Genomic DNA, 14,627 nt, shown 5'->3' with positions numbered 1-14,627 from the left:
CTATGACCACTCGCCGCTGCTTTCTCGCCATGCTCGGCATGGCAAGCCTCACCATCACCGGATGCTCTCGCATGACCGCCAAGCGAATCGAAGACTTGCCGCGCGAATATGCGCTGCTGATGAACCCCGAACAGCGCCGGGCCGCGCTGGGAGATCAACGACTGAAGATCAGCGGCGCCGACTTTGGCGTCGGTGGGACGGACTTCTATCAAAAGGAATGGGAGAGCATCCACTTCTACGACTGCATCTTCTATGGCGTCGTCCACTTGGCACGCATCCGCAATTGCGTGTTCGAGCACTGCCAGTTTCCGGGATCGAATTTCCAGGCATCCTCCATGGAGGATGTGCTGTTTACGCAAAGCGACACCTTAGGCGAAGCTTATCTAATGGCAGGCACCGTCAGCAAAAATGTGCGCTTTGTCGAATGCGATTTTGGTGGCAAGAATCCCGATCCCAACCACTATGGCGCCATCTACTTTAATCAAGATGTTTCGTACGAGCGCTGTACCGGCCAGTACATGAGTGTGGCTGGCAATGGCGTCGTTACCTACCGCGACTGCAGATTCGAATCGGTCCGGGTGAACAATGGCGAATCAATCAATGGCAAGAGAGTCTATGCTACGGTATCGATTGAAAACTGTATATTCAAGAGCGGAGCGAACCTGGGTCCGTCTTATTCCACAAGCCTGACCATCCGCAACAGCAAGTTCGACATTCTCGAAATCGGCCTGTCCGACGTGCAGGGCGACGTGCTGATCGAGGGCGTGCAGGCGGGCGCCATGACCGACATGTTCGCCAATGCGCGCTCCATTACCATCCGCAACAGCCGGTTCCGGGGAGTCAACGTGAATGCTGAGGAAAACTACTACCAACTCTATCGCTCACTCGATTGCGCTGTCTCGCCTGAGAATCGAAAGAACCTGAGGTCCGTTGTGCTCGAGAATGTGGAATGCGGCCGAGACGACCAATCATCTAGGTACCTGCCAAAGCAAGTTGATGACAAGACTTCCGGCTGCTGGATCATGGGTGGTGAAGACACCACTGTTATCCGCAACTGCACCATCCCAAGAGCAACTTACTGGTTCAACTCGGCTAACGTTCTGATCGACAACCTCAATGGCGAAAAAGCCACCTTCGTCACCAGCAACATCGGCTCGCTCTCGTTCCGCAATACCGCCATCGTCAAAGCCATCGACTTCACAGGCGTCCAGGTACAGAAGCTCGATGCCAGCGGACTGGTGCGCTACACCGGCCAGCAGATCGCGACCAAGGACAGCAATATCCATCTTTGATGGTGGTCGGCGTGATGAAGGTTTTCAACGTCCTGAACAAGATCCGCTATGGCAAGCTTTACAAGCGCGGCATGGACGACATGCTCGTCTATTCGCTGCTGCGCCACGCTTGCACGGTGCCGAATGATGCCGTCTTCCCGGTACAGACCGATGAGGACGTAAGTGATTTGCGCGACTGGCTAATCGTGAGCCAGACCAGCACGCGCCGCGAGGGCGGCGGCTACCTGCGCAAGCGCGTCACGTTTGCTACGGAATAGGGGCCGCAGAAGAATCCACCGGTGGCCGATCGACGACTGGCAGATCGTCAGGATCGGCTTCACGCCGGCGCGGACATGATGCTGCGCCGCTGACCGTCACTCGGCAAATGGCTGTCGGCGCTAGCCATACGGCGCGGCCAGACCCGGCGTCAGTACGCCAGCGGCACCTCCACGCCGACAGGCGCGACGTACTCCGTCATCCTTCGGCGGGACAGGTCCATGTGCGCGCGCACGATATTTCCGGCGGCTTCCGCATCGTGACGCTCGATCGCCTCGATGATCTGTTCATGCTGGCCGGCCGCCTTGCCGAGATCCGCCTCCATGTCGTGCGTGGTCGGATGGCGGTAGAAGATCTTGCCGAGCCGGGCATGGTCGATCAGGATCCGACGCAGACTGGGCATCAGGTAGGGGTTATGCGCCATCTTGCCGATCTGCAGATGGAACTGGTCGTTGTACAGCACGCGATTTTCGACATCGTTCTTCTCGATGGCTTCGCGGAACCGCAGTTGAATCCTCTTCAGTTCATCGATCTCGGCATGGGTCGCATTCGACGCGGCCAGTTGCGTGGTCGCGATATAAATCAGCGGCGCGGCCAGGAAGAAATTCCGCAGCGACTGATGGTTCATCGACGACACGCGCGCCGCCCGGTTGGCCTCGAGTTCGATATATCCCTCGGCCGCCATCTGCCGCATCAGTTCGCGAACAGGCGGTCGGGACAAGCCGAACTCTTCGCTTAACGCCAGTTCATCCACCACGGCGCCCGGCGCCATCTCCATGCTGACGATTCGCCTGCGCAGGGCTTCGCTCAGCAGCGCCTTCCGGTCAACGGAGGGATCGGCCAGCTGGGACTCGTTCTCGGCGGCTGCCTTTGTCTTCGCCATGTTCATCGCCTTTGTCTATCAATCGTAGACATTTTATCGCACACCGCCGGTGGAGCGCTGCCAGCCCGACTTGCTGGCTGCAGATGCCTCATATCTTTCATATGCCTCATAAGGCTCATATCCATCGATTCGTTGTCGCGTTTACCCGGATGGCAAGCTGTCTAGCGTATGAATATTCTATGTCTACAATTTGTAGACAATAGCCACGACGACAAACGACACGCGCTTCGGCGCCGGATCGCGAGCGGTGGAGACAAGGGCGACAGCGAGTTTTCGAGATGACCAAAGTAACTTCCATTCCCGCCGACGATTCGACCTGCGGCTGGTTTCATCTGAGCCAGCCGCGCAAGCCGAAGCCATCGCATGCGGGAGAGACCAAGGCGCGGTGGGTGGTAATCGGTGCCGGATTCACCGGCCTCGCCGCGGCCCGGCAACTGGCGCTCAACTTCCCGGGCGATGCGGTGGTGCTGGTGGAGGCCCAGGAGGTGGGATTGGGCGCCTCCGGGCGGAATGCGGGCTTTGCGATCGACCTGCCCCATGACATCGGGGCAGAGGACTACATCGGCGAGATCGAAACGGCGAAGACCAGCCTGAAACTGAACCTGACGGGGCAGAAAATCCTCAGGTCGTTGGTGGAGGCACACCAGATCGACTGCCAGTTCCGGGCCTCCGGCAAGTACCAGGCAGCGATCGAAGACCGCGGTGTCGCCGTACTGGAAGCCTATCGCCGCGGCCTGGACAAGCTTGGCCAGCCGTACGAGATGATCGAAGGCGAGGCTTTGCCCGATCACATCGGCACGTCCTACTACCGGAAGGCGCTGTTCACCCCCGGCACCGCGCTGATCCAGCCGGCGGCGCTGGTGAAGGGTCTGGCCAACAGCCTTCCCGCAAATGTGGAACTCTACGAGCACACCGCCATCACCGATGTGGAATACGGCGAAAAGATCGTGCTGTCACACCGGCAGGGCCGCATCGTCGCGGACCAGCTGATCCTCACGAATAACGCCTTCGGCATGCGCTTCGGCTTCCTGCAAGGGACCATGCTGCCGATCTTCACCTACGCAAGCCTGACCCGGCCGTTGACAGAGGCCGAGCAGGCGCGCCTCGGCGGCAAGCCGTTCTGGGGCCTGATTCCCGCGGACCCGTTCGGGACGACGCTGCGCCGCACCCACGACAACCGCATCCTGGTCAGGAACAGCTTCAGCTTCAATCGTGACGGACGGAGCCAGCAGAAATACCTGGACCGCTATGTCAGGACCCACCGGGAATCCTTCGAGCGCAGGTTCCCGATGCTGCCCGGCGTCGAATTTGAATATACGTGGGGCGGCTCGCTGGCGCTCTCGCGCAATCACATGGGCCATTTCGGCCAGCTCGCTCCCAATGTCTACGGCGCGCTTTGCTGCAACGGCCTGGGCGTGACGCGCGGCACCGTCACCGGGACCTTGCTGGCGGATTACCTCGCCGGCGAGCGCAACGACCTGATCGACTTCCTGCTGGCATCGCCGGGGCCAAACCGGAATCCGCCCGAGCCGCTCCTGTCCGTGGGCGTGAACGCCAATCTCTGGTTGGGGCAGCGGCGCGCGGGCAGGGAGGTCTGATCGCTCTATCCGTGGGTTCGACGACCCCTCGGCTTTCATTAAAAAGACTCGGATTCCGCATTCCACCAGGCGGTCTGGGCATTGCAGGAGACAAAGCGTGGCAAACAATGTATCGATCGAAGACGTGCCGTTGAATGGCTTCCACCAACTGCTGAGCGTGCGCTCAGGCGGGGGCTGGGTGCTGGACGGCTACGTCCTGAGCATTATCGGCGTGGCGATGGTGCCGCTGTCGTCCGCGCTCGAACTGAGCAGCTTCTGGCAAGGCATGGTGGCGGCGTCCGCCTTGCTCGGAATCTTTTGCGGTGGCTTTCTCGGCGGCGTGCTGACCGGGTATCTGGGCCGGCAAAAACTGTATTTCTTCGGGCCGACGATCTTCGTGCTGTGCTCGGTGGCGCAGTTCTGGGCCGATTCGGGCGTGGCGCTGTTTTTCTTCCGCTTCCTGATCGGCGTGGGTGTCGGCTTTGAATATCCGGTCGCCGGATCCCTGCTGGTGGAGTTCTTGCCGAAGAAGTACCGCGGCCCACGGCTGGCGATGCTGACGATCCTGTGGTTCGCCGGTGCCGCGCTTGCCTATATCGTCGGAAACGCGATCCTGGATAGCGGGCGGCCCGATGCATGGCGCCTGGTGCTGGCCAGCCCGGCAGCGATCGGCGTGGTCCTGGTGCTGTTGCGCATCGGCACGCCTGAATCGCCGCGCTGGCTGCTGAGCAAGGGGCGCACCGCGGAGGCCGAGCGCGTCATCAAGCAGGTCTATGGCCCGTCGTTTTCGCTACGGAATTTGCCGGAACAGCCGGCCGAGAAAAAGGTATCGATCCTGAGCCTGCTGCACTCGGGCTACGGCAAGCGCATGCTGTTCGTGTCGGTGTTCTGGAGCTGCTCGGTCATTCCTGTCTTTGCCGTGTATGCGTTCGCGCCGACGGTATTGCAGGCACTCAACCTGAAGGGCGCATGGGCGTCGTATGGCTCAGTGGCCATCACGCTGCTGTTCGTGGTGGGCTGCATCATCGCCACGCGGCTGATCAATGTCATCGGCCGGCGCAGCATGCTGATCCATAGCTTCCTGTGGTCCGGTCTTGCGTTGCTGGGGCTGGGCGCGTTCTCCAGCGGCGCCGAGATGCTGGTGCTGGTCCTGTTCGGCGCGTATGCGGTCTTTATCGGCGGCGCCCAGGTACTGCAGCTGGTCTATCCGAATGAACTGTTTCCCACCGAGATCCGCTCCGCCGCGGTCGGCATGGGCGCCTCGCTGTCTCGCATCGGCGCGGCCGTTGGCACGTGGCTGGTGCCGATCTCGCTGCAGAGTGTCGGCATCGGCAACACCATGTTCGCTGCCGCCGCGGTCACGCTGCTCGGCCTGCTGGTATCGCTGGCGCTGGCTCCGGAAACGCGCTCGCTCAGCCTTCAGGAAGCGGCATCGCTGAATCGCTAAGCCGCTCCTCATCACCAACATCCTTCCTGATCCACCACGGAGAAACCATGAAATTCGAAGGCATCTATACGCCAGCCATTACGCCCTTGACGGCAGACGGCAAGATCGACAACGCCGCCTTTGCGGAAGTCCTCGAATCGCTGATCGAGGCAAAAGTCCACGGCATCATCATCGGGGGCTCGACCGGCGAATACTACGCGCATACGGCACAGGAGCGCCTTGACCTTGCCGCGCTCGCCAGGGAAGTCATCGGTACGCGCGTGCCGCTGGTCGTCGGCACCGGCGCAGTGCGCACCGAAGATTCGGTCGAGTATGCCAAGGCGGCCAAGGCCATCCGCGCCGACGCCATCCTGGTTGGCTCGCCGCCGTACGCGCTGCCGACCGAGCAGGAAAACGCCGCCCACGCGCTCGCCGTCGACCGCGCCGCTGGCCTGCCTATCATGCTCTACAACTATCCCGGCCGGATGGGGGTGTCGATGGGCCGTGAGTTCTTCCGCACTGTCTCGGCGGCTTCCGGCAACTTCGTGGCCATCAAGGAAAGCTCGGGCCAGACCGCGCAGCTGCATATGCTGGCAACGGAGTTCAAGAACATCGATATTTCATGCGGCTGGGACGACCAGGCGCTGGAGTTCTTTGCCTGGGGCGCGCGCAGCTGGGTTTGCGCCGGCTCGAACTTTCTCCCGCGCGAGCATGTCGCGCTCTACGAGGCCTGTGTCATCGAGAAGGATTTCGACAAGGGCCGTCGCATCATGGCGGCGATGCTGCCGCTGATGGACTTCCTGGAGGGTGGGAAATTCGTGCAGTCCATCAAATTCGGCTGCCAGCTCGCCGGCCTGCGTCCGGGCGGCGTGCGCGCCCCGCTGCAGGGGCTCGACGAAGGCGAACAACAGGCGTTGCAGGCGATCGTCGCCAGGCTCAGGCAGGAGGTCGCTGCGGCCGTCGAGGGGAAGGTCTGATGGCGCGGCTACTGACAGCAGCGGAATATGCCGCGATCGCCCGGGATATCGCACTGCCGACGCAGGCGTTTATCGATGGCGCCTATGTGCCCGCGGTGTCGGGCGCAACGTTCCAGACCACCAATCCCGCAACCGGGGAAGTGCTGGCCAGTATCGCCGCCTGTGACGCTCGCGATGTGGATATCGCCGTGGCGACGGCCAAGGCCGCCTTCGAGGACGGGCGCTGGCACCGCCGCTCCCCGTCCGGGCGCAAGGCCGTGCTGCTGCGCTTTGCCGACCTCCTGGAGCGGCACGCGCATGAACTGGCGGTGATGGAAAGCCTCGACAGCGGCAAGCCGATTCGCGAATGCCAGAACACCGACATTCCCGAGACCATCCATACGATCCGCTGGCACGCCGAACTGATCGACAAGATCTATGACAGCACGGCTCCGGTAGGGGCGGGCGCCTTGTCGCTGGTGGTGCGCGAGCCCATCGGCGTGGTGGGCCTAGTCCTGCCGTGGAACTTTCCGCTGCTGATGCTGGCGTGGAAGATCGGCCCTTCGCTGGCCGCGGGCTGCTCGATCATCGTCAAGCCGGCCAAGGAAACCACACTGACGGCATTGCGCGTGGCCGAGCTTGCGCATGAGGCCGGCGTGCCCGCCGGCGTGTTCAATGTGCTGCCCGGCGGCGGCAAGGAGGTGGGCGAGCCGCTGGGGACGCACATGGATGTTTCCATGGTCAGCTTCACCGGTTCGACGGCTACCGGCCGGCTGTTTCTCAAGTACGCGGCCGATTCGAACCTGAAGCGCATCGTGCTCGAGTGCGGCGGCAAGAATCCCGCGGTGGTGCTGAGCGATGTGGAGAATCTGGATGTCGTCGCGCAGCACGTGGTCAACGGGGCCTTCTGGAACATGGGCGAGAACTGCTCGGCCTCGTCGCGCCTGATCGTGCATGCCGGCATCAAGGATGCACTGTTGTCGCGCATCGGTGTTCACATGCGCGAATGGAAGATGGGAAATCCCCTCGATCCGGAGCATCGGATCGGTGCGCTGGTCAGCGAAGCCCATTTTGGCAAGGTGCGCTCGTATCTCGACCAGGCCGGCATCGAGCAACTGCGGGTGGCCTTCGGCGGCGGCACGGAGGGCGGCATCTTCGTCGAGCCGACGGTGGTCGACGGCGTGGGCCAGGACAGCAAGCTGTTCCGGGAAGAGATCTTCGGTCCCATCCTTTCGGTTACGACGTTCAACAGTGTCGACGAAGCCATCGCGCTGGCGAATGACTCCGTCTACGGACTCGCGGCCTCCGTCTATACGAGCAGCCTGAATCATGCGATCCGGCTGTCGCGGGAGATCCGTGCGGGCGTGGTGACGGTGAACTGCTTCGGCGAGGGTGACATCACCACGCCGTTCGGCGGCTACAAGGAATCGGGCTTCGGTGGCCGCGACAAATCGATCTGGGCGCATGACCAGTACACCGAGCAGAAGACCATCTGGATCGACGTACCGGACCAGGCGGGCAACAGCTAAGTGAAATGGCAAGCCATGCCCGGAGTCCCGTTGGGGCCGGGCATGGCGCTCGCGCGATGCCCGGCCGCCTCGCAACCCACGTATCATGCGCGACTCGCTGGAGTCGGCTCCGGCATTTTGTCCTTCCACCGTCCCTCTACCGTCCCCTATAAGGTCATCAGTCAATGCAAGCAGGTGTCATCCGAAGCAAGCGTCAGGCAACACTCATCGGGCTTATCGCGATCCTGTTATGGAGTTCGATCGTCGGCCTGATTCGTGGCGTCAGTGAAAGCCTGGGCGCAACCGGCGGCGCGGCCATGATCTATACCGTTGCCTCGGCCTTGCTTTGGTTGACCGTCGGTTTCGCCAGGCTGAGTGAATTTCCGCGGCGCTACCTCGTATGGGGAAGCATCCTGTTCGTTTCCTACGAGCTGTGCCTGTCCCTGTCCATCGGCTATGCCAACAGCGGCAGGCAGGCAATCGAGGTCGGCATGGTCAATTACCTGTGGCCGACCTTTACCATGTTGTGCGCCATTGCGTTCAACGGCCAGAAATCGAACCTGCTGATCGTTCCCGGCTTTTCGATTGCCATTCTTGGCATTTGCTGGGTACTTGGCGGCGACCAGGGACTGGACTTCACCGGGATGGCGGCAAATATCCAGGACAACCCCCTCAGCTACGGGCTGGCCTTTCTGGGCGCCGTGATCTGGGCCGCCTATTGCACCGTGACCAGCCGTATCGCAGGCGGCAAGAATGGCATCACGCTGTTCTTCATGCTGACGGCGCTGAGCCTGTGGATCAAGTATTTCACCGACGACGGCGGGGCGATGGTGTTCAGCTACCAGGCCATCCTCTATCTGGCGCTGGCAGCCTCCGCGATGGGGTTCGGCTATGCGGCCTGGAACGTTGGCATCCTGCACGGCAACGTCACGGTGCTTGCAGGCGCCTCCTATTTCATCCCGGTCCTTTCCGCTGCGCTGGCGGCGATGATGTTGCGCACGCCGCTGTCGATCGCGTTCTGGAAGGGCGCATCCATGGTCTGCGCCGGCTCCATCCTCTGTTGGCTCGCTACGCGCGGACAACGTTCCAAGGCACCGGCATCGCCGGAACCGGGCGCATCGCATGAACGCGCCCATGGGCAGTGAAATCCATTCAGAAACAGGACAAGAATATGTCCGGGGAGACAAAGATGAAGATTCGATTGTCCGCCTTGCTGTGTGCGTTGTCTGCACCGGCATTCGCACAAGGCTCGGTGACCTTGTATGGAGTGCTCGACGAGGGCCTCAACTATACGAGCAACGTCGGTGGCCACAGCATGGTGGAGATGGCAAGCGGATTTCCGCATGGCAGCCGGTGGGGCCTCAAAGGGACGGAGGACCTGGGCGGCGGCGTCAAGGCCGTGTTCCAGCTTGAGAACGGATTCGACGTGGATAGCGGCCGCGCGTACCAGGGCGGTCTCCTGTTCGGACGGCAGGCATACGTGGGTCTTTCCAGTGACAGTGTGGGTGCGCTCACCGCTGGCCGGCAATATGACTCGGTGGTCGACTTCCTGGCGCAGAATTCCGCGGGTGGCACGTGGGGCGGCTACATGTTTGCCCACCCGTACGATAACGACAACCTGATCAACACATTCCGCGTCAATAACACCGTCAAGTACACCAGTCCGACGCTGGGTGGGCTGAAATTCGGCGCAACGTACAGCTTCAGCGATGACGCCAGCTGGTCGAACAATCGCCAGTACAGTGTTGGCGCCCAATATGCCAATGGCGGGTTGGTCGTGTCGGCAGCCTATCTGCGGGCCGACAATCCGTCGGCCACGTCCTACGGTGCCATCAACAACAGCGGTGACCAGAACCTGCTGGGCAGCAGGCTGAGGATCTTTGGTGCCGGGGCCACCTATGCCATCGGCAAGGCTGCGCTGGGCGTGGTGTATTCCAATACCGATGTGGAAAATCCGCAAAGCTCTGGCTATGTCGGGCCGATCGTTCCGCCGGTGGGAACACTGTCTTCACTCAGGTTCCAGAACTTCGAGGTCAACGCGAAATACCAGTTTGGCGCCTCGTATTGGGCGGGGGTGATGTACACCTATACGCGCGCCAGCGTCAATGCGACATCCGGCAAGCAGCATCCCACTTACAATTCGATCGGCATGATGGCGGATTATCAGCTATCGAAGCGGACCGATGTCTATCTGCAGGGGATGTACCAGCGCGTCGGCGGCGATGCCACCGGTACGGTTCTTGATGCCGCGTATATCGCCGGTGCGGCCAACGTCTCCTCCAGCCGGAATCAGTTGCTGCTGCGCACCGGGATCCGGCACTTCTTCTGAGACTTCCGGTCCATCGATCCGGGGCGTTGCTCCCTGGCGACCGCCGACATGCCAGCGGTATTCGACCTGGGCGGTGAGCATTGCCTTGTCGCGATACTGGCCAAGGAAGTAGCCCCGCATGCGGCGGTTGTCACCGAGCTTCGACATCATGCTCCAGGGCACGTCGCCCCAGTTGAACTTCCCGTAGACGTCAATGGCGAGAACGTCCCGCTCGCGCATGCGGAAGTAGGTGTCGTAGATGAACTCGAACGATTCGAAGTCGGTAGTGCCACCGAAGGCTCGTCGATAGAGTGTCGCATTCAGCAACAGCGCCTGTCCGCTATCGAGGCGGAAGTGAAATTTTTCGCAAGGGCATTTAAGCAGAACGGTGCAGCCATTGACAGGCGACGACCTACGCCTTCGCCATGGTCGTGATCAGTGAACTGCCTTCCATATGCCGTCCATGCTTGGGAACTATCAGGAGCAGGCCGCTTCATGAGCGGCACGCCGAGATAAAGCATTTGCGGAACCTGGTGCCGTGCCGAATGCAATCAAGCGTGACACCCCCCGGCATTGCGATTGCCGCCGCTATTGCCGCGGGGGCCTTGTGCGCCGACACCACGCCGGCCGCAATCAGACCACGGCGGGGCGCGGCAACGGCCGTGCCGGCGCGGGGGCGTCATGCGCGGAATCGCTGATCGGCAGCGTCATGCCAATCCGGATCGTGTCCCGCCGCACTTGCGCGAACACGCTGCCGCCGTGCATGGTGGCGATGGCCTTGACGATGGCCAGCCCCAGGCCGTGGTTCAGCCGGCTGTCGCTGCGCGCGGCATCGGCGCGATAGAAGCGGTCGAACAGACGGCCGGGCTGGATGGTGGACAGGCGGTCGGATTCATTGCGTATCGAGATGGTCAGCGTTCCCTCGGCCCGTTCGATCGTGACTGCCACTGGCCGTCCCGGCCGGCCATGCTGCAGGGCATTGCTCATCAGATTGGTCAGCGCGCGCTGCAGCAGCGACACATTGACGCGTACCCTCGCGTCGCCGCTGACAAGCAGCGTGGAGCCGGCTTCCTCGAACAGCATGTCGAGGAAGTCCGCGCTGCGCCGCACCTCTTGCGCCACGGACACTTCCACCAGGTCGCGGGCCAGCGCGCCGCGGTCGGACTGCGCCAGGAACAGCATGTCGATGACGATGTGGCTCAGGCGCTCCAGGTCTTCCAGATTGGACTGCAGGATCTCTTCCAGTTCCGCGACGCTACGCGGGCGGGACAGCGCCACCTGGGTCTGGCCGATGACATTGCCAAGCGGTGTGCGCAGTTCATGCGCCACGTCCGCATTGAAGGCGGACAGTTGCTGGTAGGCGTGCTCGAGCTTGTCAAGCGCGCCGTTGAAGGCATGCACCAGCCCGCACAGTTCGGCGGGCAGGTCGGCATCGGGCAGGCGCTCGAGCTGCTTGGGGTCGAGCGCGCTGGCGTGGTGCGACAGCCGTTCGATCGGCGCCAGGCCAGCCTTGGCGATGCGCCAGCCGAGCAGGCTCACGGCGATCACGCCCAGCACCGATGACACCACCAGTGAGATCCCCAGCGTGCGGCTGGTCTCGAAAAACGCCGCCTGGTCCACTGCCACGGCCAGCACTACCTCGGGGCGCTCCTCCAGCGCGGGGATGCGGCGTTTGAGCACCAGGAAGCGGTTGTCGTCGAATTCCACCTCCCACACGTCCGGCGCGCGCGGCGTGGCCTCGGCGCCGCGCGGGAAGGGTTCGCCGTAGCTGAAGCGCGGATCGGCGCTTTCCACGACATAGCGCACGCTATGGTCGGCCGGCGTCAGGGTGCGCAGCATAGCGCCAAAGCGCTCCCACTGCTGTTCAGTGCCCATGCCCGCGGCCTTGGAGCCGGCCAGGTCGAAGCGGGCACGGATCTCGCCAAGCTGGCGTTTTTCCAGCTCCAGGCACTGCACGCGGTAGAGCACCAGGCCGGTGACGGTGAAGACCAGCGCCGCGGCCAGGCCGAACATGGCCGCCAGCCGCACCGCGATAGAACGTTTCCGGGTCATGCCAGCAGGCCGTCGCGCAGTTCAAGCACGTAGCCCATGCCGCGGATGGTATGCAGCAGCTTGGGCTCGCCGGGCCAGTCCAGCTTGGCGCGCAGTCGCTTGACGGCCACCTCGACCACATTGGTGTTGCAATCAAAGCTGATGTCCCAGACCAGTTCGGTGATCGCGGTCTTGGAGACGATCTGTCCGTGCCGCCGCGCCAGCACCGACAGCAGCGTGAACTCGCGCGCGCTCAGGTCGAGGCGGCGCGTGCCGCGCGTGGCACGGCGCGACAGCAGGTCGATGCGCAGGTCGCCCACGGTCAGCTGCGCAGGCTCGGTCTGGCGGCCGCGCCGCGTCAGCACGTTGAGCCGCGCGAGCAATTCCAGGAAGGAAAAGGGCTTGGACAGGTAGTCGTCGGCACCGGCGTCAAAGGCATTGAGGCGGTCGTCCAGGTCATCGCGCGCAGTCAGCATCAGCACCGGCGTCAGTTGCTCGCGGCGCAGCGACTTCAGCAGCGAGACGCCATCCATGACCGGCAGCATGACATCCAGCACGATGGCATCGTAGGGCTCGGTACAGGCCAGGTGCAGGCCGTCCACGCCGTTGTTGGCCGTATCGACGACATAGCCGTTCTCGGACAGGCCGCGGCGCAGGTAATCGACTGTCTTGATTTCATCTTCGACCAGCAGGAGTTTCATGGGTCCAGTCCTCTGAATCTAAGCAATATAGAGGAAGTCTCCGGATCGAACCTGTCAATCCTGTCAGTTGCGATGTTGCTGCACCGAACCAGTGCAGCCATGCCGCCAGCGCCCGCCGCGCAGGCACGGCGTGCCTGTGAAAGAGACGGTTTGGCCGCGAAAGCCGCCGGCGCACGCCGTGCCTGTCGCAATTGTCAGCAACGCGTCAGGGTGGCGTCGGCAACGCTCCATAGACTGTATCTGTGCCTGGCCAGGCCGATTCACCTTCACAAACAGGAGTCCCTCCATGATCCCAACCAAGAGAATCGACCATCACGGCAGCGCAGGCCGCCGTACCGCGCGCGGCGCACGTGCGCGCTGGACGCGCATGCTGTGGCTCCGCGGCAGCACGCCTCGGCGCACGCTGCTGCATGCCCTGATCCCGACCATGCTGATGATGGCCTGCGCAAGCATCTCATTGTCGGCGCGGGCCGCGCCGCGGCCGGTTGACCCGTACACCGACGGAGCCGCGAGCGCGGCAGCAGCCAAGAGCCGTTTCGATGTGTTTAGCGATGGCGCCCGCGTGCTTGGCCAGCGCGACACGTTCACCGATGGCGCGCGCAGCCAGCCCCGGCCCGCCGACGCCAACGGCTGAGCTCGCGCGCGCTCAAGCCGCACTCAATCCGCATTCAAGCCGCACTCAAGCGATAGAATCAACCGGCGGCTTTCGTCAATGCCGCCGGGCCGTCTTATGAGGAGCAATGATGACGCTAACCCCTGCCATCGGCCACGGCCGACTGCAGGCCCGCCAGGCCAGGACTGCTGCCGCGTGCACGACTTCGTTGCTCGATGGCGGCCTGGTCCTCGACCATCGCCATTGGGTCTGCGGCGAGGCGGAATTCCATTGGAGTGCTCCGCGCCACCTGATCGTGCTGACCGAGTCCGGGACGACCGGGCGCACCTGTGTTTCCAGCGAAGGCCGTGTGATGCACGACGGGCGCGACAGGCCGGGGACGCTTAGTTTTGTGCCCGCTCACGCCGAGCGCAGCGGCCATTTCCGCGACGCTGACCTGGTGTATACGGCGCTATGGATCGATCCCGCGCTGAACCTGCCGGGCTGCGACCGGTTGGCGCAATTGTCCATGCGCATCAACGACACGGCCGACGCCGTGGTCCAGGCATTGCTGAAATCGCTCAGCGCGGAGATGGCCGCGGGCCGTGTTCCGGAAGCCGTCTACCTTGAGCACCTGGTCGCGCTGGTGTCGCTGCGCATCGCCGGCGCCATGCCGGCGGCACCGGTGCGCCGCATGCCGGGGCTGGGCAAACGGTTGCTGGCGCGCGTGACAGACTACATCGACGCGCGGCTGGACACGTCGCTTTCACTGAGCGACCTGGCTGGCGTGGCCGGCATGCCGGTGGACACCTTCGCGCGCCGCTTCAAGGCGGAAACGGGAATGGGGCCACATGCCTACGTCATCGCGCGGCGCGTGCGGCGCGCGCAATGCCTGCTGCGCAGCAGTCCGATGCCGATCAGCGCCCTCGCGCTGGAGTTGGGTTTTTCCAGCCAGAGCCATTTCACGTCCACCTTTCAACGCCTGACCGGCACGACGCCCCGCAGCTATCGGACGCAAATGGATCAGACGCACATGGGCCAGGATTCTGATATTTCCTCCTGATATCTGAAAGAAGCGCTGCCGCAGCGTCCGACATA

Annotated in this window: 15 protein-coding genes; 11 read left to right on the top strand and 4 right to left on the bottom strand. The window is 62.9% G+C overall.

Annotated features, from left to right (window positions below):
* Positions 1–2 precede the first annotated feature (2 nt).
* Together ACIP1U_RS25190 and ACIP1U_RS25185 are read left to right on the top strand one after the other, a co-directional pair.
* Positions 3–1,292, top strand: a complete 1,290-nt coding sequence (locus tag ACIP1U_RS25190) for a hypothetical protein (RefSeq protein ID WP_400320862.1) — start codon at positions 3–5, stop codon at positions 1,290–1,292.
* Complete coding sequence (locus tag ACIP1U_RS25185) at positions 1,289–1,549, top strand: hypothetical protein (protein WP_400320859.1); 261 nt, start codon at positions 1,289–1,291, stop codon at positions 1,547–1,549. The genes ACIP1U_RS25190 and ACIP1U_RS25185 overlap by 4 nt, the downstream gene beginning before the upstream one ends.
* A gap of 149 nt (positions 1,550–1,698) precedes the next feature.
* On the opposite strand, the gene ACIP1U_RS25180 is transcribed toward ACIP1U_RS25185, so the two are convergent.
* A complete protein-coding gene (locus ACIP1U_RS25180) occupies positions 1,699–2,430 on the bottom strand; it encodes a GntR family transcriptional regulator (RefSeq protein WP_400320856.1) in 732 nt (243 codons plus the stop codon).
* Between the two features lie 278 nt (positions 2,431–2,708).
* Here ACIP1U_RS25180 and ACIP1U_RS25175 point away from each other — a divergent pair, with 278 nt between their 5' ends.
* The 7 genes from ACIP1U_RS25175 to ACIP1U_RS25145 all read left to right on the top strand — a co-directional run bounded on the left by ACIP1U_RS25175 (position 2,709) and on the right by ACIP1U_RS25145 (position 10,640).
* Entirely contained in the window at positions 2,709–4,028 is a 1,320-nt protein-coding gene (locus tag ACIP1U_RS25175) for an NAD(P)/FAD-dependent oxidoreductase (protein ID WP_400320855.1), read from the top strand.
* Between the two features lie 97 nt (positions 4,029–4,125).
* Positions 4,126–5,454, top strand: coding sequence for an MFS transporter (locus tag ACIP1U_RS25170; protein WP_400320852.1), 1,329 nt, complete (start codon positions 4,126–4,128; stop codon positions 5,452–5,454).
* Between the two features lie 47 nt (positions 5,455–5,501).
* Complete coding sequence (locus tag ACIP1U_RS25165; RefSeq protein WP_400320849.1) at positions 5,502–6,410, top strand: dihydrodipicolinate synthase family protein; 909 nt, start codon at positions 5,502–5,504, stop codon at positions 6,408–6,410.
* Positions 6,410–7,918 (top strand): aldehyde dehydrogenase, encoded by a 1,509-nt coding sequence (locus tag ACIP1U_RS25160; RefSeq protein ID WP_400320846.1) that lies wholly within the window; start codon positions 6,410–6,412, stop codon positions 7,916–7,918. Before ACIP1U_RS25165 ends, ACIP1U_RS25160 begins: the two co-directional genes overlap by 1 nt.
* A 179-nt stretch (positions 7,919–8,097) precedes the next feature.
* Positions 8,098–9,042 carry an aromatic amino acid DMT transporter YddG gene (gene yddG, locus ACIP1U_RS25155; RefSeq protein ID WP_400320989.1) on the top strand — a complete coding sequence of 315 codons (945 nt, stop codon included), beginning with the start codon at positions 8,098–8,100 and terminating at the stop codon, positions 9,040–9,042.
* A 44-nt stretch (positions 9,043–9,086) separates the two neighbouring features.
* Positions 9,087–10,226: a porin gene (locus tag ACIP1U_RS25150; RefSeq protein ID WP_400320843.1), complete on the top strand. Its 1,140-nt coding sequence runs from the start codon at positions 9,087–9,089 to the stop codon at positions 10,224–10,226.
* Between the two features lie 48 nt (positions 10,227–10,274).
* Entirely contained in the window at positions 10,275–10,640 is a 366-nt protein-coding gene (locus tag ACIP1U_RS25145) for a hypothetical protein (RefSeq protein WP_400320841.1), read from the top strand.
* 198 nt (positions 10,641–10,838) lie between these two features.
* Here the strand turns inward: ACIP1U_RS25145 and ACIP1U_RS25140 are convergent, their stop codons facing one another.
* Both ACIP1U_RS25140 and ACIP1U_RS25135 read right to left on the bottom strand, forming a co-directional pair.
* Positions 10,839–12,257, bottom strand: a complete 1,419-nt coding sequence (locus ACIP1U_RS25140) for a heavy metal sensor histidine kinase (RefSeq protein ID WP_400320838.1) — start codon at positions 12,255–12,257, stop codon at positions 10,839–10,841.
* Positions 12,254–12,937, bottom strand: a complete 684-nt coding sequence (locus ACIP1U_RS25135) for a heavy metal response regulator transcription factor (protein ID WP_400320835.1) — start codon at positions 12,935–12,937, stop codon at positions 12,254–12,256. The genes ACIP1U_RS25140 and ACIP1U_RS25135 overlap by 4 nt, the downstream gene beginning before the upstream one ends.
* Positions 12,938–13,223: 286 nt before the next feature.
* Here ACIP1U_RS25135 and ACIP1U_RS25130 point away from each other — a divergent pair, with 286 nt between their 5' ends.
* Positions 13,224–13,571 (top strand): hypothetical protein, encoded by a 348-nt coding sequence (locus ACIP1U_RS25130; RefSeq protein ID WP_400320833.1) that lies wholly within the window; start codon positions 13,224–13,226, stop codon positions 13,569–13,571.
* 115 nt (positions 13,572–13,686) lie between these two features.
* Here the strand turns inward: ACIP1U_RS25130 and ACIP1U_RS25125 are convergent, their stop codons facing one another.
* Positions 13,687–13,821 carry a hypothetical protein gene (locus tag ACIP1U_RS25125; RefSeq protein ID WP_400320830.1) on the bottom strand — a complete coding sequence of 45 codons (135 nt, stop codon included), beginning with the start codon at positions 13,819–13,821 and terminating at the stop codon, positions 13,687–13,689.
* A 24-nt stretch (positions 13,822–13,845) separates the two neighbouring features.
* Here ACIP1U_RS25125 and ACIP1U_RS25120 point away from each other — a divergent pair, with 24 nt between their 5' ends.
* Positions 13,846–14,592 (top strand): helix-turn-helix domain-containing protein, encoded by a 747-nt coding sequence (locus ACIP1U_RS25120; RefSeq protein ID WP_400320827.1) that lies wholly within the window; start codon positions 13,846–13,848, stop codon positions 14,590–14,592.
* The last annotated feature ends 35 nt before the right edge of the window (positions 14,593–14,627 follow it).

The sequence above is a fragment of the Cupriavidus sp. NPDC089707 genome (genome assembly GCF_044748965.1).
GTDB lineage: Bacteria > Pseudomonadota > Gammaproteobacteria > Burkholderiales > Burkholderiaceae > Cupriavidus.
Note: the sequence above shows the minus strand (reverse complement) of the source record. Positions and strands in the feature narration are given on the sequence as shown.

What these genes read in the sequence shown, in the direction of transcription:
- ACIP1U_RS25160 (WP_400320846.1), top strand. Translation starts at nt 6,410, where the DNA reads ATGGCGCGGCTACTGACAGCAGCGGAATATGCCGCGATCGCCCGGGAT.
- ACIP1U_RS25140 (WP_400320838.1), bottom strand. Translation starts at nt 12,257, where the DNA reads ATGACCCGGAAACGTTCTATCGCGGTGCGGCTGGCGGCCATGTTCGGC.
- ACIP1U_RS25130 (WP_400320833.1), top strand. Translation starts at nt 13,224, where the DNA reads ATGATCCCAACCAAGAGAATCGACCATCACGGCAGCGCAGGCCGCCGT.
- ACIP1U_RS25165 (WP_400320849.1), top strand. Translation starts at nt 5,502, where the DNA reads ATGAAATTCGAAGGCATCTATACGCCAGCCATTACGCCCTTGACGGCA.
- ACIP1U_RS25145 (WP_400320841.1), top strand. Translation starts at nt 10,275, where the DNA reads ATGCCAGCGGTATTCGACCTGGGCGGTGAGCATTGCCTTGTCGCGATA.
- ACIP1U_RS25125 (WP_400320830.1), bottom strand. Translation starts at nt 13,821, where the DNA reads ATGGAATTCCGCCTCGCCGCAGACCCAATGGCGATGGTCGAGGACCAG.
- ACIP1U_RS25190 (WP_400320862.1), top strand. Translation starts at nt 3, where the DNA reads ATGACCACTCGCCGCTGCTTTCTCGCCATGCTCGGCATGGCAAGCCTC.
- ACIP1U_RS25175 (WP_400320855.1), top strand. Translation starts at nt 2,709, where the DNA reads ATGACCAAAGTAACTTCCATTCCCGCCGACGATTCGACCTGCGGCTGG.
- ACIP1U_RS25135 (WP_400320835.1), bottom strand. Translation starts at nt 12,937, where the DNA reads ATGAAACTCCTGCTGGTCGAAGATGAAATCAAGACAGTCGATTACCTG.
- ACIP1U_RS25150 (WP_400320843.1), top strand. Translation starts at nt 9,087, where the DNA reads ATGAAGATTCGATTGTCCGCCTTGCTGTGTGCGTTGTCTGCACCGGCA.
- ACIP1U_RS25180 (WP_400320856.1), bottom strand. Translation starts at nt 2,430, where the DNA reads ATGGCGAAGACAAAGGCAGCCGCCGAGAACGAGTCCCAGCTGGCCGAT.